We start from the raw sequence: 24,662 nt of genomic DNA on the forward strand, positions 1-24,662 counted from the left end.
GTGTGCCTGTCAGCCATCATTGGCCCACTTGTCGCAGGCGAGCCGAATGCCGCTGAACTGCCAGCGATGATGAGGGTAAAAAAAGTTGCGGTAACTGGCGCGCAGGTGGTTGGCGCTGCTGGCACAGGAGCCACCGCGTAGCACCATTTGATTGCACATGAATTTGCCGTTGTACTCGCCCACGGCACCGCTGGCGGTTTGAAAACCCGGGTAGGGCAGGTAGGCGCTGGCGGTCCATTCCCAGACATCGCCGAATAGATGAGCCAGGGCCGTGCCGTGGGCGCCGCCGGGTTGGAACTGGCTATTATTGGGCTGGAAGTCGGCAAAGGTGCCGGTGATCGCCTGGTTGTGGGCGGCGTGTTCCCACTCCTGCTCCGTGGGCAGGCGCTTGCCCGCCCAGCGGGCATAGGCGTCGGCTTCGTAGTAATTCACATGGGCCAGGATCTGGTTGTCGTGGAGCGGTTGCTGGCCGGCCAGAGTGAAGTGGTGAGTCAGGCCCGGGTTCCAGTACAGCGGGCGTTCGATCTGTTCCTGTTGGACCCAGCTCCAACCGTCGGAAAGCCACAGTTCCGGTGTGCGGTAGCCGCCATCCAGAATAAAAGCGCGAAACTCTCCCTGAGTAACGGGGCGGTTGGCCAGCTGGAACGGTTCCAGCCACGCCTTGTGGCGGGGCGTTTCATTATCGAACGCAAAGCCACCCCGAGCGCCAATCTCAACCAGTCCGCCCTCGAAACCCTGAAACGTCAGGGGCGGCGTGTCCCCTGATATTTGCACGGGCCGAGTGATGGCTGGAGACAGCGGGTTAAAGGACAGGCTGTATTTCAGGTCGGTGAGCAGCAGTTCCTGGTGTTGCTGTTCGTGGTTGATACCCAGCTGTACCAGCGAATTTAAGCTATCGGTGCGCGTCAGCAAATCGGCCATGGCCGCATCCACCTGATGGCGCCAGTCCATCACGTCTTCGTTGGTGGGGCGCGAGAGTAGATGGCGCTGGGGGCGCGGGTATTGTTCACCGATGCCGTTGTAGTAGCTGTTGAACAGGTATTCGAACGCGGGATTGGCGGGGCGATAATCCGGCAGGTGGGGCTTGAGCAGAAACGTTTCGAAGAACCAGGTGGTGTGCGCCAGGTGCCAGCGGGGCGGGCTGGCGTCCGGGCAAGCTTGCAGGCTCATGTCTTCGGCGAGCAGGGGCTCGCATAGCTGCTCGCTGAATTGCCGGGTCTGCCGGTACTGATCGGCGAGCCAGGTGGTATCGTCCTGTCTGACGGTGTCGGGCAAGGCTTTCCCTCCCATGCCATGGGCAACGTGCAATCCTGATGACTGCAATGACGCAATCTCACCTTAAAGCAGTCCCGGTTTGAGCGAAAGCAACAATGAGACGCTTGGCCGGGCTGGGTATACTCCGGGTAACCTTTTATGGGCCCTCGTTACCTTTCTACCTTTCACAAGAAGGAGAGCATATGAATATTACCGATAAAGTGGCCGTGATTACGGGCGGTGCCTCAGGCCTGGGGCAAGCGACTGCAGAAGCGATTGTTGCCAAGGGCGGCAAGGTCATGATTTTTGATCGTGACGATAAACGCGGCCCGGAAGTGGCGGCCCAACTGGGTGACAATGCGGCATTCACTCAAACCGATGTGACCGACGAAGCGTCTGTGAAAGCGGCGGTGGATGCCACCGTAGCCAAGTTTGGTGCTATCCACGTGTGCGTGAACTGTGCCGGTGTGGGGTCTGCCATGAAGACCGTGGGCCGTGAGAACAAGCCCCACGATTTGGGTGTGTTTAACATGGTGGTGCAGATCAACCTGATCGGTACCTTCAATGTGGCGCGCCTGGCGGCGGCGGCCATGGCCGAGAACGAGCCGGGTGAAGACAACGAGCGTGGCCTGATTGTGAATACCGCCTCGGTAGCGGCTTTTGATGGCCAGGTGGGTCAGGTAGCCTATGCGGCGACTAAAGGCGGCGTGGTCGGCATGACACTGCCCATCGCCCGTGATCTGGCGCCGCTGGGTATTCGTTGCAACACCATCGCCCCGGGGATTTTTAACACCCCGCTGATGAATGCAGCTCCGGACAAGGTGAAGCAGCCGCTGATCGAAATGACCCAGTTCCCGAAACGCCTGGGCCACCCGCAGGAATACGGGCAGCTGGTGTGCCACATGATCGAGAACACATTCCTCAACGGTGAAACCATCCGTATCGATGGTGGTATCCGTATGCAGCCTCGCTAAGGCAGCTGCGCTCGACTAGCTGCGAGCGATGAGTGAAAAGAAAAAGCCCCGGATTTCCGGGGCTTTTTGCTGTCTACGAAGTCGCTGTAGGAAGAGCGTCGCGGGCGGGGCGATAAAAACCAAGATCAAAATGTTCCACCCCAGAGAGCAGAAAGTTCACCGAGTACAAGACAGGCTTTGCTCTCCCTCGCAGAGAGTGACTGGTCGCTCGATGTTGTTTTTTACCCCACCAACTCATAACACGGCTGGTAGTGGCTGCCCGGCAGTTTCATGCGCTGTTGTTCTACAAACGCTTTGAGCAGTTCATCCAGATGCGTCATCAGCGCGTTGGGGGCGTGCAGTTTGTAGGGACCGTGTTGTTCGATGGCGTGGATACCATATTCCTTTACGTTCCCGGCGACGATGCCGGAAAAGGCGCGGCGCAGGTTGGCCGCCAGTTCGTGCACCGGTTGATCCGTGTCCAGGTTCAGTGCGGCCATGGCCTCGTGGGTGGGCAGGAACGGGTGCTGGAATGCCAGTGGTACGTTAAGGCGCCAGTTAAAATAGAACGCATCGTCGTTATCCCGGCGGAACAGGGTCAGACGGTCGATGCCGTGGCACATGGCCAGGGCGACGGCTTCCGGGTCGTCGATGATGATCTGGTAGCGCTCTGCCGCCTTGTCACCCAGGGTATAACGAATAAAGGCATCCACCTGGCGGAAGTAGTCGGCACTGCTGGCCGGGCCAGTGAGTACCATGGGCAATGGAATGTCCGCATTGTCCGGGTGCAACAGGACGCCGAGCAAATAGAGAATTTCTTCGGTGGTGCCGACCCCGCCGGGAAACACGATGATGCCGTGGCCCAGGCGCAGAAACGCTTCCAGCCGCTTTTCGATATCCGGCATGATCACCAGTTCGTTAACAATGGGGTTGGGCGCTTCGGCGGCAATAATGCCGGGCTCAGAAATGCCCAGATAGCGGCCTTCTTTTTCCCGTTGTTTGGCGTGGGCCACATGGGCGCCTTTCATCGGGCCTTTCATGGCGCCGGGGCCGCACCCGGTGCAGATATCCTTGTGCCGCAGGCCCAGCTGGTAGCCCACGCTTTTGCTGTAATCGTATTCATGGCGGGAGATGCTGTGTCCGCCCCAGCAGACCACCAAGTTCGGTGATGCCCCGGCTTTCAGCACCCCGGCGTTGCGCAGAATATGGAACACAGCATTGGTAATGCCTTCGCTGTTGTTCAGGTCGAAACGGTCGTTGTTCTGAATCTCGTTGGCCACGTAGACGATATCGCGCAATACGGCGGACAAGTGCTCGCGGATACCGCGAATCATGCGTCCGTCAACAAAGGCGCCGGCGGGGGCGTTGTCCAGCTTGAGGCGCAGCCCCCGGTCTTCCTGAATCACCTCGATGTCGAAGTCGTGGTAAGTCTCCAGCACCTCGCGGCTGTCATCGGTGGGGGTGCCGCAGTTCAGTACCGCCAGTGCGCAGCGGCGCAGCAGGTCATGCAACCCGCTGCCGGAAGTGTCGCGCAGGCGCTCCACTTCATGTTGGCTAAGTACTTCAAGGCTGCCTTCCGGCGCCACAATGGTCGATACCGTTTCGGTCATAAGGTCGGTCCGTCGCAAATCGTCAGAGTTGTTGAATGCCAGTATTGCGTTCTAGTTCAGTGTTCTCTTTCTGGGAGAGTACCGTAGTCCGGGTGAGAAAGGAGTGTTGGGGGGTGAGGGAGCCGCTTTCAAGCATGGTGCCACTGGCCGTCCACCCGTCGGCGGGCCGGCATTTTTACATTTCGCCTGGGAACGACAGGCCGGCCCGTGCGTCCGATTTAACATCAAGGATGGCCTTTCCGGTATAGGCTTGGTTGCCTGTTTTGTTGATATGGGGCAACGCATTGTCATGAGGTTGTCGTTATTATTGGCCAGACTTGATCAGTTTCGGGGCCGCTGAACAGGCCTCAGCAGAGAGTGAGACTCAGGAGCAAACCATGTTGCTCAAATATTTGAACCAACTGGAACAAGCCGTTAAGGCGGCGTCCGAGCACCCGGATTCGGTCACAGTGACTCGTTGCGCTGATTGTGTGGCCACGCTGGATGCCTATTTGGATGCGCAAATGGAGCCGGTGCAGCGCCGCGGCCGGGAATTGATGGATGGGCTGATCCCGGCGCATCTGCATAACCGGGTTTGTTCGCGGCTGCACTAGGGGCGCGAGACGCTGCACGCCACAGGCGCCAACGCGAATGATGTGTTGCCAGCATTTCAAACGTAGGGCGCTGCGGATTGAGGTAAATGTTGGATTGCGCCTTTCAGGCTATTCAACCTACGTGTCGACCCGCCTATAGAGGTTCGGCGCGGGGTGAGGGTACGCCAACTTACCTCCGGTCTTTCCACGTGTTGTTGCTTGAGGCGTGTAGCGTGCTGCGCCTCTTGTCACATCCTGTTTCGCTGGCTATGCAGTGCCTTGTCCCGTTCCTCCGGGAATAAGTCTGGTTGCTGGGGGGCTTTCAGGTCGCGTAATCGGGCGCCGATGCCCAGCAGGCGGGCAGGGCCTTCGCGCCGCTCCCAGAGCTGGCGAAACAGGGCCTCGAAATGGGCGGCATCCAGGTCGTTGCCCGCCTTGTCGCAGCTCATGCTGACAAAATCCTGATACTTCACCTTGGCGGTCAGCCCGCTGATCAGGTAGTGCTGATCCAGCTTGGCAAACCGCTCCTTCAATTTTTCGATTAAGCCATCCAACTCCCTGAGCCAGTCCGTCAGGGTGGGTTGGTCCTTGTCGTAGGTGCGTTCCACCGATACCGATTTGCGCCGCCGGCCGGTCTGGATCGGGCGGCTGTCTTCACCGCGACACAGGTGATAAAGCCGCTCGCCAAAACTGCCGAAATGCTGGCCAAGCTCCAGCCGGCTCAACTGTTGCAGGTCGCCGCAGGTTTTCAGGTTCAGGCCGGCCATGCGCTCACCGGTGACCCGGCCCACCCCGGAAATTTTTTTCACTGGCAGGGCCGCCACAAAGTCCTCGACCTGGGCCGGGGGAATCACGAAAAGCCCGTCGGGTTTGCGCCAGTCACTGGCCACCTTGGCCAGGAATTTGTTGGGGGCGACGCCGGCGGAGACGGTAATGCCCACTTCCCTGCGAACATCCTGGCGTAATGCCTGGGCAATCCGGGTGGCGCTATTATCGAATTGATCGCTGGCGCTTACGTCCAGGAAGGCCTCGTCCAGTGACAGAGGTTCGATCAGACTTGTATAACGACGAAAAATCTCATGGATCTGGGTCGAGACTTTGCGGTATTTGTCAAAGTTCGGAGGCACAATAACCAGTTCCGGGCAGCGTCGCAGGGCCTGGGAGGATGCCATGGCCGAATGCACGCCAAATTGCCGGGCCGGGTAATTACAGGTAGCAATAACGCCGCGCCGGTGCGGGTCGCCGCCCACTGCCACCGGGCGGCCGCGCAGGCTGGGATCGTCACGCATTTCCACGGCGGCGTAAAAGCAGTCGCAATCCACGTGGATAATTTTACGCGATGCAGGCGCCATGGAGGGCGCCGTGGAATGTGCCATGATGAGCTCGGGTAAGCGTTCACGTGTTGGCGCGACCGTTGCAGGCCAGAGATACAGCGGCGTGCGTCAGACAAACCGGACGACCCCATGGCCATTGCGCCAGGCAGCGGTACCAGAAGGGTGCCATAAGGAGAGTGTACCATCGCCATTACCGAGAACCTCACACCGCAGGTGCTGATTGTTGGTGCGGGCCCCACCGGGCTGGCACTGGGTATCGGGTTGCGCCGTCACGGCATCAATTGTTGCATTATCGATCGTCTGGAGGCGCCGTCGCCGTATTCGCGGGCACTGGGCCTGCATGCCCGCTCGCTGGAAATTTTCGATGCGCTGGACGTGCTGGCACCGATCCGCAAGGCATCGCGACGGCTCAAGGCCGTGTCGGTCTATGGCGACAAAGGCTTCCTTTTCGAGCTGGATCTCACCACCCTGAAAGCGCCGTACCCATGGGTGCTCAGTTGCCCGCAATCCGAGGTGGAGGCGGTGCTGATCGACCGTTACCGAATGCTGGGCGGCGAATTGATTCGCAGTGCCGAACTGCTGGATTTCCGCCAGGACGGTAGCGGCGTGCAGGCACGTATCCGTCAGGGAGCGGAGGTGCAGACATTGAGTGCCGAGTTGCTGGTGGGGGCCGATGGGGTGGGCTCCACTGTGCGTGAGCAGCTTGGCATCGGCTTCAAAGGAGTGGATCACAGCGAACATTTTTTGCTGGCGGATGTGCCTTGGGACGCGCCCTGGCGCGATGATCACTCCCATGGTTTCCTGCAGGAAGAAGGCCTGCTGCTGGCCTTGCCCCTGCCGCAGGGCTGGCGGCTGATCATGGCCCGCAGTGAGCCCCCCGAAGCACCATTAAGCCTCGCGCCCTTTGTCGAGCGGTTAACCTCCATTCTCGGTGAGGCGCCGGCGCTGGGCGAGCCCCAGTGGCTCAGCCAATTTTCCGTGCAGCGCCGGTTAGCACAGCATTTTCGGCGCAACCGGGTGTTTTTGGCCGGCGATGCGGCCCACGTACAAAGCCCGTTAGGTGCCCAGGGAATGAACACCGGCTTGGCCGATGCATTTAATCTGAGCTGGAAACTGGCGTTCTACCTCAAAGGGTTTGGGCAAGGGGGGCTGCTGGACAGCTACGAGCAGGAACGTCGCCCGGTGGCAGAGAAAATGCTGTACGGCGTGGACATGCTGTCGCGGGCGTCATTGGTGAAGCTGCCACTGCTGCGGCGTAGCCGCGATTCATTGCTGAAACTGGCGGGTAGCCGCCCCAATATTTCCAGCCGCATTTTGCGCACGGCCAGTCAGTTGGATGTGCATTATCGCAATTCGCCGTTGGTGACCTGTGGTCCGGAAGCCGACGTGGGCTGGCGGCATCAGGGACCATTGCCCGGCGACCGGTTGCCGGATGTAGCGCTGAAATCCGTGCGCACTGGGCACCTGCATCAGTTGCATGGCCTGTTGCGCAAACCGGTTCATCACCTGCTTTTACAGCTGAGCGAACGGCCTGAGCATAGCGAGCGGTTGGTGATGTACGCCCTGAGTGACCGGCTGGGGCAGGAATACCGCGAGCGCGTGCACCTGACGGTGATTACCGCCCGCACCACCGCCGATGAGGATGTGCCCCGTGAAGGTACCACTCGCATCTGGCGTGATCAGGAGGGCGAGTTTGCCGATGCCTTTGGCGGCAGTGGCAGGCTCTGGCTGATGCGCCCGGATGGGCACCTAGCTTACCGGGCGCCGGTGAGCAATGCGGATGATTTGTTGGGGTATCTGGAGCGAGTGCTTGGGAAGAGAGCCGAGTGATGGGAGTGTGCGGTGTCGGATTACGCCTTTCAGGCTAATTCGACCTACCAGGAACACGGGTTTTGTAGGTCGAATTAGGCGTAGCCGTAATCCGACATCACGCTTAATCGAACACGCAATCTACCCCAACCGCCGCCAGCGCTGAATCACAAAATGCCCGTTCATGGGCTTGCCCGCCAAGGCGCCGATGCCGGCCTTGGCATCCGGCCGTGCCCGCCAGTGATGGGGCGTCATGGCCAGCAGGTTGCGCAGTTCCTCTTCCGATTCCGGCACCCATTCGCAATGCAGGGTCTCGCTGGACAGCCGCTCAAAGCGTTCATCGAGAAACTTGCCGGCATCAAAGCTGCTCTGGCGCACATCGTCGTACAGGGCTTCGCGTAGCGGCAGCAAGTGCGTTTCCCCCGTGCCGACGACAATCAGTTCACCGCCGGGCTGCAACACCCGGGCGATATCATCCACGAACAAGCGGGTGAACAGCACAAACACCGTTTGTTGGGTGCCATCAAACAAGGGCAGCCGTGCGCCGCTGGCCACCAGCCAGGTCATGCGCTTATTGCGCTTGGCGGCGGCATCCACTGCAAACTTGGAAATATCCACGCCCACGCCATTCACGCCGCCCAGTCGCTGGGCAAACTGCTCGCTGTACCAGCCTTCACCGCACCCGATATCCAGCCAGGCAGGCTCTTCATCTGGCAAATGGGCCAGCAGGGCATCCGCCAACGGCTGGTAACGCCCTAACTCAAGAAAGGCGGTGCGTGCCTGCACCATGGCCTTGTCATCCCCCGGGGACCGGGAGCGACGCTGCTGTGCCAGCAACAGGTTGGTATAACCACGCTTGGCGCGGTCGAACTGATGGCCGTTGTCGCAGTGCCAGCTACTCCCTCTAAGGTGCAGGACCTGTTCGCAACTGGGGCATTTGAGTGTGGGCATGGCAGACCGTGTTCCGGGGTGTGATGCCGGCAGTGAACCACAGGGCGAGGGGAAAAGGTAGGGCTGAGGCAGGCAGAGATAGAAGCAAAGGTGGGAAAGAAAAGGAAGGCGAAATGGTCACGTGTCCAAGCGCATTACGGCGAGGTGGATATTTGTATTTCAGCCCGCTGCAACTTTGATTCTGCGGTCAGGTTACGCAGGTCACTCAGATATGCCTGGTAGCTTTTATTCAGAACGGTTTCCACGTCGGCCTGGCTTTCCTTGAGTTGAGACATGGCAGTGTTGTGAAGTTGGCGGCTTTGACGGTCGATCTTGTCGATAATGCTGGGCAGGGACTTGCTGGCCTGGTCGATAAAAGCGATTTGCGCCTGCAGGCGGGTTTGCTGGTTATTCAGTCGGGTGAGCTGTTGGCGGATGCGTGTCTGGGCCGGGCTGAAATCATGGGGAATCAGTTGTTCCTTTAGAGAGGTGCGTTGGCTGCTATTGGTAGTGATGGAGGATTCAATCTGGCTGCGTTGTGTCTGGTAGGTGTCCAGTTTTTGGGTTAATGCACTGAGCTGCTCGGTTAATCGACGGTTTTGTGCCTGCAGTTGCAAAAGGGTTGTCACGGCTTCTTGCAGCTTGGAAGAGGCGTGAAGTAGGTTAAGGTCCGGGTGGTGCAGGCAGTGTTTTAATAGCGTTTCGCGCACATCGTTATCGATTTCGGACGGAAAAATAACGGTCAGCGGATCAATGTGCCCGCTTGCCATCAGGGTGGTGAGCTGGTCTTGGGCAAATTGGCTTTGTGTTTCCACTTCGCTGTAAAGGGCAAGGGAAAGGCCTGGGTTTGTTGTTCTCTGGTCGCGGGCGGCGCTTATCAATCCAGACAAGGTTTGCGGGCGGTAGGGGAAATGCCGGGCCGTGCGAAGAAACCAGTTTTTTGCCTGCTTGGTATTGTTTTCCAAGCGAAAACTTTCGGCCATTAACAGGCCTGCCTGCGCACCGGAGGGGCTGGCGGTTTCTATTGTGCTCAATATTTCCCGGGCCTGAGTAAACTGGTTGTTAGTCATCATCAGGGCGGCTTGTCGCAAGCGCAGGCGATTCTGTACAACCAGCTGTGCTGCCGGTTTTAGTGCCTTGCTGGCCTTGAGTGCCTCGTCGACGGCATGATCAGAATTGGCGGCTGGATCCGTCAGTGGGGCCATGGCTTTGCGTACGTCGGAATGTACTGCCGTGCTAAAAAAAGCCAAAAAAAGCGTCAGAAAAAACCGTTGGGCAGTTTGTGCCGGGATCATTGTGATGAAGTTCACGTCCGTGCTGTCTCTCAAGTCCGTTTTGAGCGTCGAAAGTGTAAACTCGCCGCTGTTTTTTTGTCGCAGCACAATACACAACTACGAGAAGGCAATGAACCTTCCCGCTGCGGCAGTGTGATGATAATCGGCAAGGATAGCCATGTTGGGGGAAAAACCGTTGTTTCGTTACGGCATTATCGCCGCCTGTCTCTGTGTGGGTATTGGAGGCGTTGGGGCGGTAACGGCCGCTCCTGCCCCGAATTCCCAGCAACGCATGTTCGACCGCCTGCAAGAGCAGGAGCGTCAGCGTCAGCAGCAGCAGCTGGAAGACATGCAGGTGCCCGGCGAAGGGCCGGATCTGCGCATGCCTGTTCCAGAAGGCTCTGGTGCATCCGGCCGCTGTTTTGAGATTGAATCGGTTCAACTCAAAACTCTGGGGGAAGCTCCGCTTCCTTTTGGCCGCTGGTTTCGCAGGCCCGCCGAGGCGGTAGAGGGAACTTGCATTGGTATGAAAGACATTCGTGCCTTACAGGCAGTGCTTTCCAATGCGTTGATCGACAAAGGTTATGTCACTAGCCGCGTATTGATTCCCGAACAGGATATCGCCTCCGGCTCCTTGGTGTTTCTGGTTGTCGCCGGCCGGGTGGAATCCTTTGAAGCGGTGGGCATGCCGGTACGTGTGCTGGAATGGGCCGTGCCGGCGTCCCCCGGTGATTTGGTCAATCTTCGCGATCTGGAGCACGCGGTGGAAACCCTGGCGCGATTGCCGCACCTGGACGCCAAGATGGATCTGGCGCCTGGTGAAGAGCAGGGAGGCACGGTGGTACTGGGGCAGGCGGATTGGCCACGGCGTTATCGGGGTACCCTGGTGCTGGATGAAGAGCACTATGGCGATATTACCCACGGTACAGCCCAGGCGAGGCTGGATTGGGGCAGTCCCTTCGGACTCACCGACAGGATCTCCTTATCCCTTAACAGCGATCTGGACACGGAGTTTTCGGATCGTGCCTGGGGGGCCGGGTTCAGTTATGACATCAGCCTGGGCTACTGGAACCTGGCGTTGAGTTATAACCGCCAACAGTATGAAAACGAGATCCAGGGGATCTTCCAGCGTTTTGAAACCACTGGCGCCACCGATACCTCCCGTATTGAGCTCACTCGTACTTTGTATCGAAGCAACCGTTCCCGGTTGTCGTTCTCGCTGTTAGGCGCCTACTCCGATACCGAGAACCTGTTGGACGATGCGGTCATCCGGGTGAGTTCCTACCAGCTGAAAGCCCTGGGTGGGCGCATCAATGCCAAACACCTTTGGGGGCGCACCCAGCTGGCGGGCACCGTCACCGTGGAAGAAGGCTGGGGCACGGGGCCGGCAACGAACCTTCCGGGTGACGTCTCAATTGCAGAGAAAACGCACACTCGCTATCAGACATATCTTACAGCCAATCGCTTTATAAAGCCGTTATATGGCGCCCTGTCATTACGGTTGAATGCACAGTATGCCAACGACGTATTGTTCCCCTCGGAACGGTTCTCGGTGGCATCCAGTTCAGTGGTTCGGGGGTACCGGGATATTACCCTGAACGGCAATTCCGCCGTGGCAGGCAGCGTGCAGTTCGATGGTTACCCGCCGATCACCGGGCCTGTTTCGGTGATCCCCTTTGCCGCGTATGACTCCGGGGTGGTGCCGGGAAACCAAAACGAGTTTGGTTTTTCACGCATAGATTCAACCACCGCCGGAGTGCGGTTGGGCTACCGCTCGGTGCAACTGACCACCGAAATTTCCTGGCCCATGGAGCAGCATTCAACGGAACTGACAGACAGCGAGTACACACTCCATGCCTCACTTTATGCAGAATTCTAAGACATCATTAAAGTCTCCCTCCCGACAGGAGAGAGGGGTTGGGGAGAGGGGTAATAAAGCTCTGGTGTACACGTTGTCGTTGTTTCTGATTTGGCAGCCGATGCTGCTGGCTGCGCAGCCGATCACCCCAACCCATGGCACCAATGGGCGACCGACGATGGATAAGGCCGCCAATGGCGTGCCCGTGGTCAATATCCAGAACCCGAACAATAAAGGTGTTTCTCAGAATTTCTATAACGACTTCAACGTAGGCAGTAAAGGCGTTGTGCTCAATAACAGCCAGCAGGTAACGCAAACCCAGCTGGGTGGCTACATCGAAGGCAACCCGAATCTGCGCAATGGCTCCGCCAGCCTGATCCTCAATGAAGTGATCGGCCAGAACCCGTCCAACTTGGGGGGCTATATCGAAGTGGGTGGCGCCCGCGCCGATGTGGTAGTGGCCAACCCCAACGGCATTAGCTGTAACGGTTGTGGCTTTATCAATACCAACCACGCCACCCTGACCACCGGTAAATCCATCATGGAAGGGGGGGAGCTGCAGGGTTTTGATGTGCAGGGTGGCCGTATTGGCATTGGTGAAAATGGATTGAACGGTTCCAACACCGACCGCTTCGACCTCATCGCCCGCTCCGTCAAAGTGGCCGGCGAACTGCACGCTGATTCCCTCAATATCGTCACCGGCCAGCAGAAGGTAGAGCGCGACACCCTAGTCACTTCGAATGAAACCACCGGTGCCAACAAGCCCGGCTTTGCCATCGATTCCAGTGCACTGGGCGGCATGTACGCCAACCGCATTCGGTTGATAGCCAATGAAGAGGGTGTGGGGGTGAAGCTGGATGCGCCGGTGGCGGCGCAGAATGGGGATATGATGTTGTCGGCGCAAGGCGACGTGGTTTTTGCTGATGCCAGTGCTAAAGGAGATATGCAGGTTGCATCGTTAGGCGCTGTGAGCGCAGTGGGAAGTATCGCCGCTGAAGGGCATTTATCGATGAATGCTGGGGGCATCCATCTTCAAGGTGGTGATGTTAATGCTGATGCAATAACGATCATTTCTGACCAGACCCGTATCGAGAGCGATGTTTCCGTAACCGGTGAAGATCGGGTAACCATCCTAGCGGAAGAACATGTGACCAATAATGGCGATGTTCTGGCTGGGGGTGTAGCAGAGATCGCAACTGAGAATTTGACCAATACAGGCAAGGTGGCGGGCCAGAGTGACGTGAAAGTCAACGCCTCTGGCAGCCTTGTCAATAGCGGGGAAATTGATGCGGTTGCGAATCTGGAGATTACGGCAAGAGAATTGAACAACGAGGCGGGTGCCTTGCAGGCAGGCCAGGCGATATCTCTTACGACTAAAGACTATGTACATAAGGGCGAGGTAGGGGCTGATGATGCGTTTAATTTGAACGCAGAAACGGTATCGATTGGTCCCGAATCTGATTGGCAGGTGCATGGTGATGTATCTGTTAATGCCTCCCAGTTGCGAAATGAGGGTGTATTCAGCTCTGCGGGTGATATGAGCCTGGCTGTAAGTGACTTGGAGAATCATGGCGACATGGCAGGGTTGGGAAGTCTGACCTTTACCGGCGAAAGGTTCATAAATGGAGAGCACTCCCTATTATTGTCCGCCGGTGACATGGTGTTATATCTGGATGATCTGGATAACTACGGGGATATTTATGCTGTAGGAGATTTGGATATTGCAGGTAGTTATCTTTCGGAAAGTTTTGATGCTATTTGGGAAGAGAAGGACAGCTGGGCACGGCGAGTAAACAACGAATCCGGCTTAATCGTCAGTGAAGGAAAAATCCGCATTGTGGCAGCAGGGTTCGAGCAAAGGCTGGCCAGTGAACCAGAAGCTGAAATCGTTTGGGATGATCCTGTTTATAGCTATGACAGGAACTATGATCGTCGCTGCTTTAATAGAAATAGAAGCAGTGCCTGCCATAACACGACCTATCGTCATAAATATCAACGACAGATTGTGCAGTCTTATTCCTCGCCCCGGCAATCACAGCTATTGGCTGGCGGCGATCTCTGGCTCATGGGGGATTATCTGTTCAATGACGCCAGTATTATTGCGGCGAATAACGATATAGCTATCAAGGCAAACCGTTTCGAGAATACAGCGTATACGGTGGATTTGAAGGAGGTGACGCGTGTCGATAAATCCTGGCTTAGGAAGAAAAGCTCGGGAGGAGGTACCAAGAAAAAATACTACACCTACACGACTATTCCGACCTCGGAGAACTGGCATTTATGTGACAGTAGCCGGGTTCGCTGTAACCGTGGCGGAGCAAGCAGTCATACGAATATCTTGACAGAAACCGTAATCAATGCGCTGGTGAGTGCAGGCGGTAAACTCACTATTGATGCTGAAAAAGTGAGTAACGGTGCTGAGAGAGAAAATGCCGCGTTCAGCTTTGGCTCTGCCATGGATGCCATTTATGGCGACACAGGTGAACACAGCTCGGACACCTTGTTTCGGTTTGATCCTCTCTCGCTGGGGTTTGATCTTCCCGGAGCTCACGGCCTTTTTATCTTTAATGATGACCCCGGCCACCTTTATCTGATTGAAACCAATCCACTGTTTGCAACGCTGGATGGTTTTCTGGGAAGCGAATATCTGATCAATCGCCTTGGCATGGAGCCGGACCAGAGCATTCAAAGGCTTGGTGACAGCTATTATGAAACGACCCTTGTGCGTGATGCGGTACTGGCCGCAACCGGTACCCGGTTTCTTGACCCTGACTTCAATAGTGACGAAGAACAATTTAGATGGTTAATGGATAACGCCTTTGCTGCGGCTGAATCTCTACAACTGAGCGTGGGCGTGGCCTTGACAGCAGGTCAGGTTAACGCCCTGCAGCAGGATATGGTCTGGCTCGAGGAACAAGATGTGGCGGGCTATCAGGTTCTGGTGCCGGTGCTGTATCTGGCCCAGGGTAGTGCCGTCATGGATGGCCCGCAATTGCGTGGTGAAGATGTAGCCATCAGCGGGGATAACGTGACTAATCATGGCGATATTGTTGCGGAAAACAGCGCAGCGGTGGTCGCAGAGCAGGGAGGCATCACTAACACAGGCTCGATGGTTGCTGGTAATACGCTGAATTTGCAAAGTGTGCAGGATATTCAAAACCTTGGTGGTGAGCTGGTGGCCCAAACTCTGGCGTTGGATGCCGTCGGTAATGTTGAGGTGGCCACCTTGGCCGACGCAGTAGGGGATTCCCTTAACTGGATGACACGGTTAACTGAACAGGCACAGTTGAGGGCGGATAACCTGTCTGTAACCAGCGGTGGGGATATCCGTTTGCAGGGGGCCAAGGTAGATGCCGGGTTGCTGACGCTGGTGGCCGGTGGAGACCTTTCCGTGGAAAGCGTTGCCGTTAGCCAAGGTAGCCACATGGATCAGGGGGATGTGAAGTTAACCCAAAGCAAGGTTCGCCAGCTCGGTAGCAACCTCCATAGCAACCTGGATATGTTGCTGGAGGCAGAAAATGATTTTTCCATCATAGCCAGTGACCTGGATAGCGAAGGTGATATCCAGCTGAAGGCACAGGGCGATATCACCGTAGGTTATGCGCTGGAAAGTGATTCTCTTTATAGCTACCGCAAGGATGAAGGGAGTTTTGGTAGTAGCAAAGAGCAAACAATCGAAGCGGAATCGCAGCGAGTTGTTGGAAGTAACCTCGCGGCACTGGGTAACCTTATTCTTAATGCCGAGACCGGTGATCTTGCCTTGTTTGCGTCTAGTGGACACGGGGAGCAAGGTGTTGAAGCCGTGGCAGGTGAGGGTATCCGTATTGAGTCCGCAGTGAATAGCGAATACCGTCGAACACAAGTTGAGGAAAAAAATGCTGCCAGAATCAAAACGCGTGATACCGGCAGCATGACCCAGACATTGGCGCAAGCCGGTCTTTCCTCTGGAGCGGACATCTCACTGGATGCCCAGGGTGATGTCATATTGGGTGCAGCCGAGATTGAAGCGACAGGCGACCTTCGAATCGGTGATGCAGCACTAGCAACCGATGAAAGCGGGGCTATGACGCTAGATGAAAATGGTAACCCCATTATTGAGAGGGGCAGTATCGATAACCTTTACATCGGCACCGTCGCTCTGGAAAACGAAAACTGGGATATAAAAACCCGTTCTTTGCGTGGCCCTGTCAAGGAATTGGCAAAAGCTTCCTCCGTTATCATGGGAGCGGGCGGCTTGTATTTGCCGGGCCTGGCACTGGGGGCTAAAGACATGGAAATAAAGCTTTCCGAAAGTACGGAAAGCCGAGTCCAGGAGCGTCGCGAGGTTGGTTCGGCGCTGCAAGCAGAGAATATTCAGCTGTCTGCCCAAAGCGATATGACCTTGACGGGCTCCAGCCTGAAAGCCGATGAAGAGAGCGGCAAGGTGGTGATGCTGGCCGACAATATCCTGTTGGATACGGCGGTCACCGAAACCACAACCACTGAAAAAGATGAAACCGAAACCGCCTCCCGCATTGACCCCTCACTGAAAAAGGACGAAATCAGCTTGGGCGGGCTTCGGTTGACCGAGCTGGAACAGGCCACGGTCACCAATACGCTAACGCATAACGGTAGCAGTATTTCCGGGAATCAAATCGTCCTTGAGGCAGACAGCGCGTTAAGCCTGATCAATGCGGATATCAGCGCAACAGGGGAAGACGGTGTTCTGTCCCTGGCGGGTGACAGCGTCAGCATTACCGGGGTGCAGGATGAAAAGACAGTCACGGAAACGCTGAAGGAAAAAACCACCGAAACGTCGGTGGGTATTCGTAATGCCTACGTGGATGCAGCGTATGCCATTGAAGGCTTAAAGAAAGCGGGCGACGCCGTTGGTGACGCGAAAGACGCCCTGAAAGACGCGGAAAGGCGCGTTGAACGGGGGGAGTTGGCTAAAGACGCACTGGATGATTACCGCATCATGGTAGCCGCAGCCGCCGCTAACCTGGTCCAGGCGGAACTGGCAGCGACTCAAGCTCTGGCGGCCACCGCCGCCGGAGCGGCAGCGGGGGGTACCGGCTTTTACGTCAGCGGCAGTGCCCAGCACAGCGAAACCACCTCCACTAGCACGGCAACAGAAAAAACCTGGCAAGGCAGCAGTCTGAATGCCTCTGCCATGAGCATCAATGCGGACAAGGCGAGCATCATTGGCAGTGACATTAATGCGGGTGTTTTGGACCTGAATGCAGCCGATATCCTTATTGGCGCGGGCACCAACGAACAAAGCAGCCGCTTTGAACAAGAGAGCAAAAACGGCGGCTTTAGCGTTAGCACCAGCGGCGCGGGTAGCTGGAATGCCAATGCCGGCTTTAACGAAGCCGAGTCAGAAAGCCAGGCGACCCAGTACGCCAACAGCCAGCTCAATGTGGGTCATCTGAACAGCACTAGCGACAGCCTCACTGTCAAAGGGGGCGTGGTTATCGCGAATACCGCGAATATCGACACCGGCATCCTGCATATTGAAAGTCTGCAAGATACGCATAGCAGCTCAAACAGCAGCTTTGGTGCAAACCTGGGTATTGGCGGAGGTACAGACAGTAAGGGGGTTGCTCAAGGCGCAAGCGCAGGTTTCAACATGGGGGAGGGTAGCGGCGAAGGGGCTCGCACGAACCAGCAAAGCGCTATCTTGGTGGCTGATGGCGAAAATAGCCAGATTACAGCCAGAGACACCACCCTTATTGGCGGCATGATCGCTAATGCCGACTATGAAGAAGATGCAGAAACCGGCCAACTCGCGTTGGTAGATCACGGCAACCTGAACTTCAGTACCGAGACGCTCACAGTGAAAAACCTGCGCGATTATAGCAAGAGTGATCAACAGGGCGGTGGATTGCAGGTGAGTAAGGCCACGACGACGATCAGTGTTCAGGATACCGGGCACCGGATGGAGGGTGAGACTCAGGCCACGATTGGTGGCGGCAATGTCACTGTGGGTGGACTGAGTCTGGATGAGCAGCAAGAAAACGGTGATTTCAGCGGTCTAAACCGAAACGTCAGTGAATCTCAAGTCGTCACGCTCAATCAGCAGACAGGTGCACTGGATGCCAGTGTGGCGGTGGATAATCGGGTATTCACGCAGGAGGGGCGTGAGGGGATTGTCCAGCAGCACAAGAATCTGGGTCGAAACTGGCAGTTGACAGCGGCAGGGCTGGAAAAGGACGCCCAGCGTATCAGCACAGACTTGGTGCCTGATAAGGTCGCCGATATATTGAAAGAAGCTGACAAATATTCGTTGGGCCTGTTGCCTTTTGATAGCGCCGATAATGGCGGCTTGCTGTCGCAGTTACCGGTTATGGTGGGTTCCCGTGATATTGCTGGCGGCACCCGCCAGCTACGCGCTGCCGACGATCCTCATGTCCTAGCGAACCCGGACCTCTATATCGCTGCTGATCAGCTACCTGGGTATGCAGATTTGGCACCGGAGGGGCAGCAGGCACTTCAAGGCTTGTTGGTAACGAAGGAGTTTATTGACATTACACTGGGCAATGCGACTTTCCACAACGCCACCAACGGCATGATGAATACGCCTGCCGAGTCGATGGTGAACGCCATTGAGCAATCAGGCAACACAACCGTATTAACTCAGAATTATAATCCTCGCCACGGCTTCTTATCCGACCTGTTTGAAATCGGTGCTGATAAATTAGGTTACCGGTTAACTGAAGGATTGGACTGGATCGGGCTGGATGTAAATCTGATGACAGGCGCTGCAGTGCAAACGGGTGAATTTATGTATGACGTTATGGGGGCGCGAGGGGCGTTGGGGAAAGATGCAAACTTTGCCAACCATTCACAGGCCAATATTTTGACCTTGTCAGGTTTGAACATACTGAATGCAGCGGATTATGAGGGAGCTTGGAACAAAGAAAGCAGGATGTCCACATTCCAATTTGTTTCTTACGGCTCGCCGGTGCCGAATCAGACCATGTTTGAAGCGCTTCGGGATAAGAATCTGAGCTATGTCGGCTCATCGTCAAATGCCGGAGATTATGTGGCCGAAGGGTTAGGCGACAATGCGGGCGTTTGGCTATATGGGCGCGATGGGGCCAATTTCTCGAACCATACACTGAGTGGGCCGTCCTGGTTGTACAAACTGCCAAATGCTTCCCTGTTATTGACCGGAGAAAAATATCCAAATAGCAATAAAACGAATACATTGTCTCCACACTCCGGTTATCAATGTATTGTTAATTGTGGAGGCGTAGCACCATGAGAGTTTGGAAATTAATTTTAGCGTTTAGTTTGCTTACCCTTATTGTTAGTTGTGCTTCTGGGCGTTGGGAGACTACGACACCGGAAAAACGCTACCACGCAATGGTGAATTCCGATCCGAACAGAGCAGCAAAAAATCGAAGGGCAGGGAAGTGGACAAACACCTTTTCTGTATTGGCTCCAGAAGGAGAGTGGCTTTTCATGTCGTCAACCCCCTTTGGCCATATTTATTTCAATGGCGGCCCGGAAGGCATCGCTGGTCGCTATGTGGGGTATGAGTCTCGATTTTCAATAGATGAGTATGATGTTGCAGAGGGTGCTCTGGAGTTGGAGGCATTGAAGACAGGTGATTATGACACCTATATCGAGAAGGCAATCAAACGAACGATTGGGAAACAAAAAGAAAAGCAGGAAGGCTACACTGATGGAAGAGGAGGTAAACATCCCCGGATTCCAGATGAATTCAGCATAAGTATGATTCGCGTCCAGGAAATGAACTGCCGCCTCTATCAAAGCAGAAATCATCAATATATATGGTCTCAGGAGCTCGGAACTGAGGGGCCTGGAGCCGAAGAGTATAGTGTCGGAATATCCTGCCCAGGCTTTTTCAAGGACGATTTTGTCAGCTTTGGCTGTGGTAACACCATTCGAATCAGCAATATGCACAAGATGCATGGTGTTGATATTGATCACGAAGCGGTTGTTCACGACTTGAGGAAACGCATTCAGCGCTCGCTTGATAGTGTTCGATTTGATGGCGAGTTCACGCAGGTAGTTCCGGAAAAATATAAACAATAATCGCACACCATGAACGCAGCACCTCAGCACCATGGGGGTCAGGTCTATACTTTATACTGCTGCTGACGTAGTGTTTGAATATGTCACGTCCAATTCGAATTGAGTTTTCAGGTGCCCTTTATCATGTCACCTTGCGGGGGAGATCGTCGGGAGGCGATTTATGAGGATGATGTTGATAGAGAGCGTTTTCTATCGGTGCTAGGACAGGTTTCGGAGGATTTTAACTGGGTCTGCCATGCCTGGTGTTTAATGGATAACCATTACCATCTTGTAATCGAGACACCGGATGGCAATTTGTCGAAGGGCATGCGGCAGTTTAACGGGGTTTACACACAGTGCAGTAACCGTCGCTATCATCGAATAGCCGGGGCACGCAAGAATTAGAAAATCTCTTGCGTCGGGTAAGGTGAGCGAGCAGGAAACCCATGCTTGTGTTCGCTGTACCCATGAAATTCCTACTTATCTCGCCACACGCCCTAAACCCAGTCTGGTCCACTCACTGTTGCCTGTTGACTTTAAATCCCAAATTTGAACACCATTCATAACGCTTGGCGTTATGGGAGCATAAACCTTGTTTGCGAAAGTACCCTTTTCATTGTTAGAACTGGCCTCGGTTCGCGAAGGCGACAGCGTTGGGCAGACGCTGGCTAACAGTGTGGCCTATGCCCGACATGCTGAATCGCTGGGTTTTCAGCGATTTTGGCTGGCGGAGCACCACAATATGCAGGGGATTAGTAGTGCCGCGACTTCGGTGTTGATTGGGCGTATTGCCGGGGCTACAGACAGGATCAGAATTGGGTCTGGCGGGGTGATGTTGCCGAACCATCCGCCATTGGTGATTGCCGAGCAGTTTGGCACGCTGGAGATTTTGTACCCGGATCGGATTGATTTGGGGTTGGGCCGGGCACCAGGAACGGACCCGATGACCAGCCGTGCGTTACGCCGGGAAGGGTTGGGTGCGGAGCAGTTTCCCCATGATGTGGCGGAGTTGCAGCGTTTGCTGGGGCCGCTGGATACCGCCAAGGCGGTGAATGCGATTCCCGGGGCGGGCACTAATGTGCCGATCTGGTTGTTGGGGTCCAGTTTATACAGCGCGCAGCTGGCGGCGCAGCGCGGTTTGCCGTATGCCTTTGCCGGGCATTTTGCGCCGCGCCTGTATCGTGAGGCGCTACGGATCTACCGGGATCAGTTTCAGCCGTCGGCCCAGCTGGACAAGCCCTATGCCATGTTGGCGGTGCCTGCGGTACCGGCCGATTCTGATGAGGAAGCCCATTATCTCACCACGACCAGTTACCAGCGCATTCTCGCCCTGTTCCGGGGGCAGCCGCTGTGGATGAAACCGCCGGTGCAAAGTATGGCGGGACTGTGGAACGCGGAAGAGGAAGCCGGGGTGAAGGGCTTTCTGGGGTTGCAGTTGCTGGGCACGGCGGCATCCATGCAGGTGCAGCTTGATCAGTTGTTGGATTCGGTGGAGGTGGATGAGCTGATGGTGACGGTGGACCTTCATGACCCGGCGAAACGCCGCCATGCACTGGATGTTCTGGCGGCGTTGGAGCAGTTCCAGGCGGTGTGATGCGTCATGGTATTCACTGGCAGCCTAGATGTCGGATTACGCCTTATAGGCTAATCTGACCTACGGTCCGAGATTCGCCAGTGGTTCCTGCGAAACCTGCCGAGCGCCACGAGAGCAGCAAGCATAGAAAGGGGCAGGCTACCGCCTCCGCTACTGCCTCCTCCTCCACTGCTTGCTCCGCCGGTTGCTGCATTGCTGTTTTGAGCGACCTCAAAACGGCGAGCATAAATATCCGGCGCGTCGTCATCATTCTCTATCCAGCTTTCCCAGGAGACGGTAACCGAGTCATTACTGTCTACGGTAAGGGCTACATGGTTCTCTTCGGGCGTGGTGTAGGTTGAGACTTGCTGAGACTCGCCTATCAGGCCGTTGATCGTGAGCTGTTGAGCGTAAAGCGTTGTATCGCTATAAGAGCGGCGGTTCCAGACGATAAAAGCATTGCCGTTGTTGTCTTTTGCGATAGCCGAGATAGCGTTGTCTTGCTGGGTCTGTTGACCCAATACACTGCCCAGTTCTCCGGTTAGCGACACCGACCGTGCCATCGGGTCCCGGTTTCCGTAATCACCGCTATCCCAGGCGGCGAGGAAATGGTTGTCGCCTTGTGTGGTCGCATGCACATCACTGGGGTAGCTTGCCGCGTCTGTTATGTCGTAGAGAGTAGATGTTTCCCCGATGGCGTTATCATTTGCGGCGAAAAGGGCGCCTCTGATAGCGAAATGTGGTGATGTTTCTTCTCCTGTTTTCTTGCTCTGCATATCTGCGCCCCAGACCAGGAATACCGTGTTATCGGTATTCAGGGCAACGGCAGGAATAGCCCCCAGATTGGTGAGCTGCATGGGCGGTGTGACGGAGGTGGCTCTATTTGTGGCGTTACCACTTTTGTTATAGCGCCGGAATTTCAGTTCTTTTCCATTAATGGATTTGTTCAGTGTGGTGGGGAAAGTCTGCCAGGCGATTACCAGCCCAGCGTCATTGTGAGCGAGCACGGGCAGGGCTTCCTTGTCGTCGGTGTTTGCAACGGTGGCAGGTTCATCCGCTGGCGTGCCGTCGGCATTGAAGAACTGGATAACCAGGTTGTAGTCATTGCCTGTGTCACCGATCGGGTCGCCGATTTCTGACCAGGCAAGGGCAAAAGTACCGTCGTTCCACATGGTGAGAGCAATATGAGGGTAGTCATTTTGTTCTGGGATACGGGCGATGTTTCGGGCTGCGCTTACCAGGGTCTTTTCCGGACCAACGGATTCTCCGAACGGGTTGTAGAACTGACCTTTAATGGTTGGTCCGTCAGAGGACAAACGGTTCTCTGACGTCCAAACGATAAGTTGTTGGTTGTTGCCGTCTACCGCTATGTGGGGTGTGGCTTCGTAACCAGATGATGTGGTGTTTACAAGATATTCCGGCCCTTGGGCTGATAGGTTGGCAAAGCCGGGCGTTGCGGCACTCAATAATAAAAACGTGAATGCAGCACGTTTCATGTGCTGCCACTGCGTGGTCACCATGTTTCCCCCATATATGGATTCGGTGTTTTAAATTGGGCCGGAAGTATAAGGGGGTAATGTGCTTTTGCTTGTCAGCCAAGTCTTACAGGTGTGGTTTAAATGGGCTCCGGGTAAGGGAATTGCGAACCCTGTCACGTCCGATTCTTGAAAGAAAAATAACAAAAAGCATTATTGTGGATTCATCTGCCGCCATCGTCCAAACATCCAAATAAGTAGGGTCGTCAATATTGAGGCACTCCCTCCATCGCTGCTCTCGTTGGCGACGGGAGAGACTGTTGCGTTGTACTGCACAGCGATTTCAGCTTCTGCGTCCGTGTCCCCGGCAATATCGTTCTGGTTGGCGCTGGCGTTAAAGGTAAAGGCCTGGTTGATACCGGTGTCGCTGGCGAATTGCAGTGCCAAGATTTGGCTTTGCTGAGGCGCCAAGTTGCCAATGGGGCAGACAATGGGGTTGCTCTGTTGACAGCCCAGTTCGGTGCTGTTGAGCAGCTGCGTGTTGGTCGGAAGGAAAAAACGGATGTCTGTGCCGGTGGCGGCGTTGAGCGGGGAGCGGTTGCTCAGGTTTACGGCCACCCGGGCCTGGCTGGGGCTGCTGGTTTGTTGGGTGGCGGACAGGGCCAGGTCCGGGTTGTTGGAAAACACGATCTCGCGGCGGGAGCTGTTGTTGCGGCGGCGGTAATCGTTTTCCTCTGCGCTGGCGGTGAGTGTGAGAGCGACCACCAGCTCGCTGCCGCTGCTGTCTGTCACCTCCACGTTACCTGTGCGTGAAGCGCCAGCGGCCAAGCTGCTGGCCACGGTACAGAGGGTCGCGGAGGAAAGGGGGCTGCAGCCGTTCCAGTCAAAGCGGGCGCTGGTGGTCAGGCTGCCGCTGAGTGAGCGGCTTACGGCCGGGTTGGTAGCAGTGTTATCGATACTGTTATTGCGCAGGGTGACCGAGAGGACTTGGGTGCCGTTAATGGGTTGATAGTATCGCGTTGCCTCGCCGCCGAGGCTCATGTCCACCAAGGGAGCATTGCCCTGGGTGGTCAGGCGCTCCACTTCTGCAATTTCAGCGGTGACATGGGTATAGCCGGCGGGAGCGCCGGTGGCACATTTTTCCACCCCGAAGCTGGTGAGTCCGATTAGCCAAGGGTTGCTCTCTTCGCCGATAAACAGAGGGCCGCCGCTGTCACCGAAGCAGGTGTCCTGGTTAATGTCATTGACCGGATTGAGCTCCGCCGCGCAGATGGTCGAATCGGGGATGCTCAGGGTCGATAGATCATTACAAATCGTTCTGGGAATGTAATCCAGTTGCACCTCGCGCAGCCGTGTACTCAGGTTGCCGCTGCCCGTCTGGCCCCAGCCCAGGGCGGTTACCGCTTCGTCACGTTGGTTCAACGAGCGACTTTCCAGTTCCGCAAAGGTGCCGTTGTCCGCCAGGCTGGGCCATTGGTTGTTGCTGGTGGCAGGAATACGTAACAGGGCGAGATCGTGGGCAAAGGAAAAATTGTTGTAGTTCTGGTGGCGGTAAATACCCTCCACCGCGATGCGCCCCGGCTGGGGGAAGGTGCCTTTGCGTTCGGTTTCGCCGATATAAACAAACATACGGTCGGCAGTGGCCAGGGCATCGTTCTGGTACTGGGTGCAGTGATGCGCCGTGAGCACCCAGCGCGGGCTGATCTGGCTGGCACCGCAGAGCAAGTAACCGTCGTCTAAATTGGGGTCGTCGATGGCGAGTTGTGTCATCCACGGCCAGAAGCCAGAGGGAGCTTGATTGCCCCCGACAATGCGCGGGCTGGGGCCGTCGGCGGCGAGCAAGAGCGTGCCCGGGGCGGTTAGCAGACAGACGAACAGGGCTGCGGAAACGGTACGAAGGGGCATGAAGGCGGCCTTGTCATTGTTTACGCCAGTTTAGCGCAAAGGGTGACAAGGCGGTGTGAGCGCGTTGCGTCAGGCCTCGAGCATCAGGCT

Annotated in this window: 15 protein-coding genes; 8 read left to right on the top strand and 7 right to left on the bottom strand. The window is 56.0% G+C overall.

Annotated elements, in window-relative coordinates:
* Positions 1-9 precede the first annotated feature (9 nt).
* Positions 10-1,290: an ergothioneine biosynthesis protein EgtB gene (gene egtB, locus ABNH18_RS00930; RefSeq protein WP_349381337.1), complete on the bottom strand. Its 1,281-nt coding sequence runs from the start codon at positions 1,288-1,290 to the stop codon at positions 10-12.
* Positions 1,291-1,457: 167 nt separating this feature from the next.
* On the opposite strand from egtB, the gene ABNH18_RS00935 reads away from it, so the two are divergent.
* Positions 1,458-2,228, top strand: a complete 771-nt coding sequence (locus ABNH18_RS00935) for a 3-hydroxyacyl-CoA dehydrogenase (protein WP_349381010.1) — start codon at positions 1,458-1,460, stop codon at positions 2,226-2,228.
* Between the two features lie 221 nt (positions 2,229-2,449).
* On the opposite strand, the gene ppnN is transcribed toward ABNH18_RS00935, so the two are convergent.
* Positions 2,450-3,817 (bottom strand): nucleotide 5'-monophosphate nucleosidase PpnN, encoded by a 1,368-nt coding sequence (gene ppnN, locus ABNH18_RS00940; RefSeq protein WP_349381011.1) that lies wholly within the window; start codon positions 3,815-3,817, stop codon positions 2,450-2,452.
* A gap of 377 nt (positions 3,818-4,194) precedes the next feature.
* Between ppnN and ABNH18_RS00945 the strand changes: the two genes are divergently transcribed.
* Positions 4,195-4,410, top strand: coding sequence for a hypothetical protein (locus tag ABNH18_RS00945; protein WP_349381012.1), 216 nt, complete (start codon positions 4,195-4,197; stop codon positions 4,408-4,410).
* Between the two features lie 227 nt (positions 4,411-4,637).
* Here ABNH18_RS00945 and dinB read toward each other — a convergent pair whose 3' ends face one another.
* Positions 4,638-5,765 (bottom strand): DNA polymerase IV, encoded by a 1,128-nt coding sequence (dinB, locus tag ABNH18_RS00950; RefSeq protein WP_349381013.1) that lies wholly within the window; start codon positions 5,763-5,765, stop codon positions 4,638-4,640.
* 171 nt (positions 5,766-5,936) lie between these two features.
* On the opposite strand from dinB, the gene ABNH18_RS00955 reads away from it, so the two are divergent.
* Positions 5,937-7,553: an FAD-dependent monooxygenase gene (locus ABNH18_RS00955; protein WP_349381014.1), complete on the top strand. Its 1,617-nt coding sequence runs from the start codon at positions 5,937-5,939 to the stop codon at positions 7,551-7,553.
* A gap of 120 nt (positions 7,554-7,673) precedes the next feature.
* On the opposite strand, the gene ABNH18_RS00960 is transcribed toward ABNH18_RS00955, so the two are convergent.
* Together ABNH18_RS00960 and ABNH18_RS00965 are read right to left on the bottom strand one after the other, a co-directional pair.
* Complete coding sequence (locus ABNH18_RS00960; RefSeq protein WP_349381015.1) at positions 7,674-8,483, bottom strand: putative RNA methyltransferase; 810 nt, start codon at positions 8,481-8,483, stop codon at positions 7,674-7,676.
* 134 nt (positions 8,484-8,617) lie between these two features.
* On the bottom strand, positions 8,618-9,667 hold the full coding sequence (locus ABNH18_RS00965) for a hypothetical protein (protein ID WP_349381016.1): 1,050 nt from the start codon (positions 9,665-9,667) through the stop codon (positions 8,618-8,620).
* Between the two features lie 247 nt (positions 9,668-9,914).
* Here ABNH18_RS00965 and ABNH18_RS00970 point away from each other — a divergent pair, with 247 nt between their 5' ends.
* The 5 genes from ABNH18_RS00970 to ABNH18_RS00990 all read left to right on the top strand — a co-directional run bounded on the left by ABNH18_RS00970 (position 9,915) and on the right by ABNH18_RS00990 (position 21,213).
* The gene (locus ABNH18_RS00970) at positions 9,915-11,615 is read left to right on the top strand and encodes a ShlB/FhaC/HecB family hemolysin secretion/activation protein (protein WP_349381017.1); all 1,701 of its coding nucleotides are present in this window, start codon (positions 9,915-9,917) and stop codon (positions 11,613-11,615) included.
* Positions 11,602-18,843 carry a two-partner secretion domain-containing protein gene (locus tag ABNH18_RS00975; protein ID WP_349381018.1) on the top strand — a complete coding sequence of 2,414 codons (7,242 nt, stop codon included), beginning with the start codon at positions 11,602-11,604 and terminating at the stop codon, positions 18,841-18,843. Before ABNH18_RS00970 ends, ABNH18_RS00975 begins: the two co-directional genes overlap by 14 nt.
* The gene (locus ABNH18_RS00980) at positions 18,840-19,640 is read left to right on the top strand and encodes a hypothetical protein (RefSeq protein WP_349381019.1); all 801 of its coding nucleotides are present in this window, start codon (positions 18,840-18,842) and stop codon (positions 19,638-19,640) included. The genes ABNH18_RS00975 and ABNH18_RS00980 overlap by 4 nt, the downstream gene beginning before the upstream one ends.
* Before the next feature lie 123 nt (positions 19,641-19,763).
* Positions 19,764-20,024, top strand: a complete 261-nt coding sequence (locus ABNH18_RS00985) for a transposase (protein ID WP_349381338.1) — start codon at positions 19,764-19,766, stop codon at positions 20,022-20,024.
* A 187-nt stretch (positions 20,025-20,211) separates the two neighbouring features.
* Entirely contained in the window at positions 20,212-21,213 is a 1,002-nt protein-coding gene (locus ABNH18_RS00990) for an LLM class flavin-dependent oxidoreductase (RefSeq protein WP_349381020.1), read from the top strand.
* Between the two features lie 50 nt (positions 21,214-21,263).
* Here ABNH18_RS00990 and ABNH18_RS00995 read toward each other — a convergent pair whose 3' ends face one another.
* A complete protein-coding gene (locus tag ABNH18_RS00995; RefSeq protein WP_349381021.1) occupies positions 21,264-22,712 on the bottom strand; it encodes a hypothetical protein in 1,449 nt (482 codons plus the stop codon).
* 168 nt (positions 22,713-22,880) lie between these two features.
* Positions 22,881-24,572, bottom strand: a complete 1,692-nt coding sequence (locus ABNH18_RS01000) for a S1 family peptidase (protein ID WP_349381022.1) — start codon at positions 24,570-24,572, stop codon at positions 22,881-22,883.
* Positions 24,573-24,662: the final 90 nt, after the last annotated feature.

It is taken from the genome of Alcanivorax sp., assembly GCF_040118815.1.
Classification (GTDB): domain Bacteria; phylum Pseudomonadota; class Gammaproteobacteria; order Pseudomonadales; family Alcanivoracaceae; genus Alcanivorax.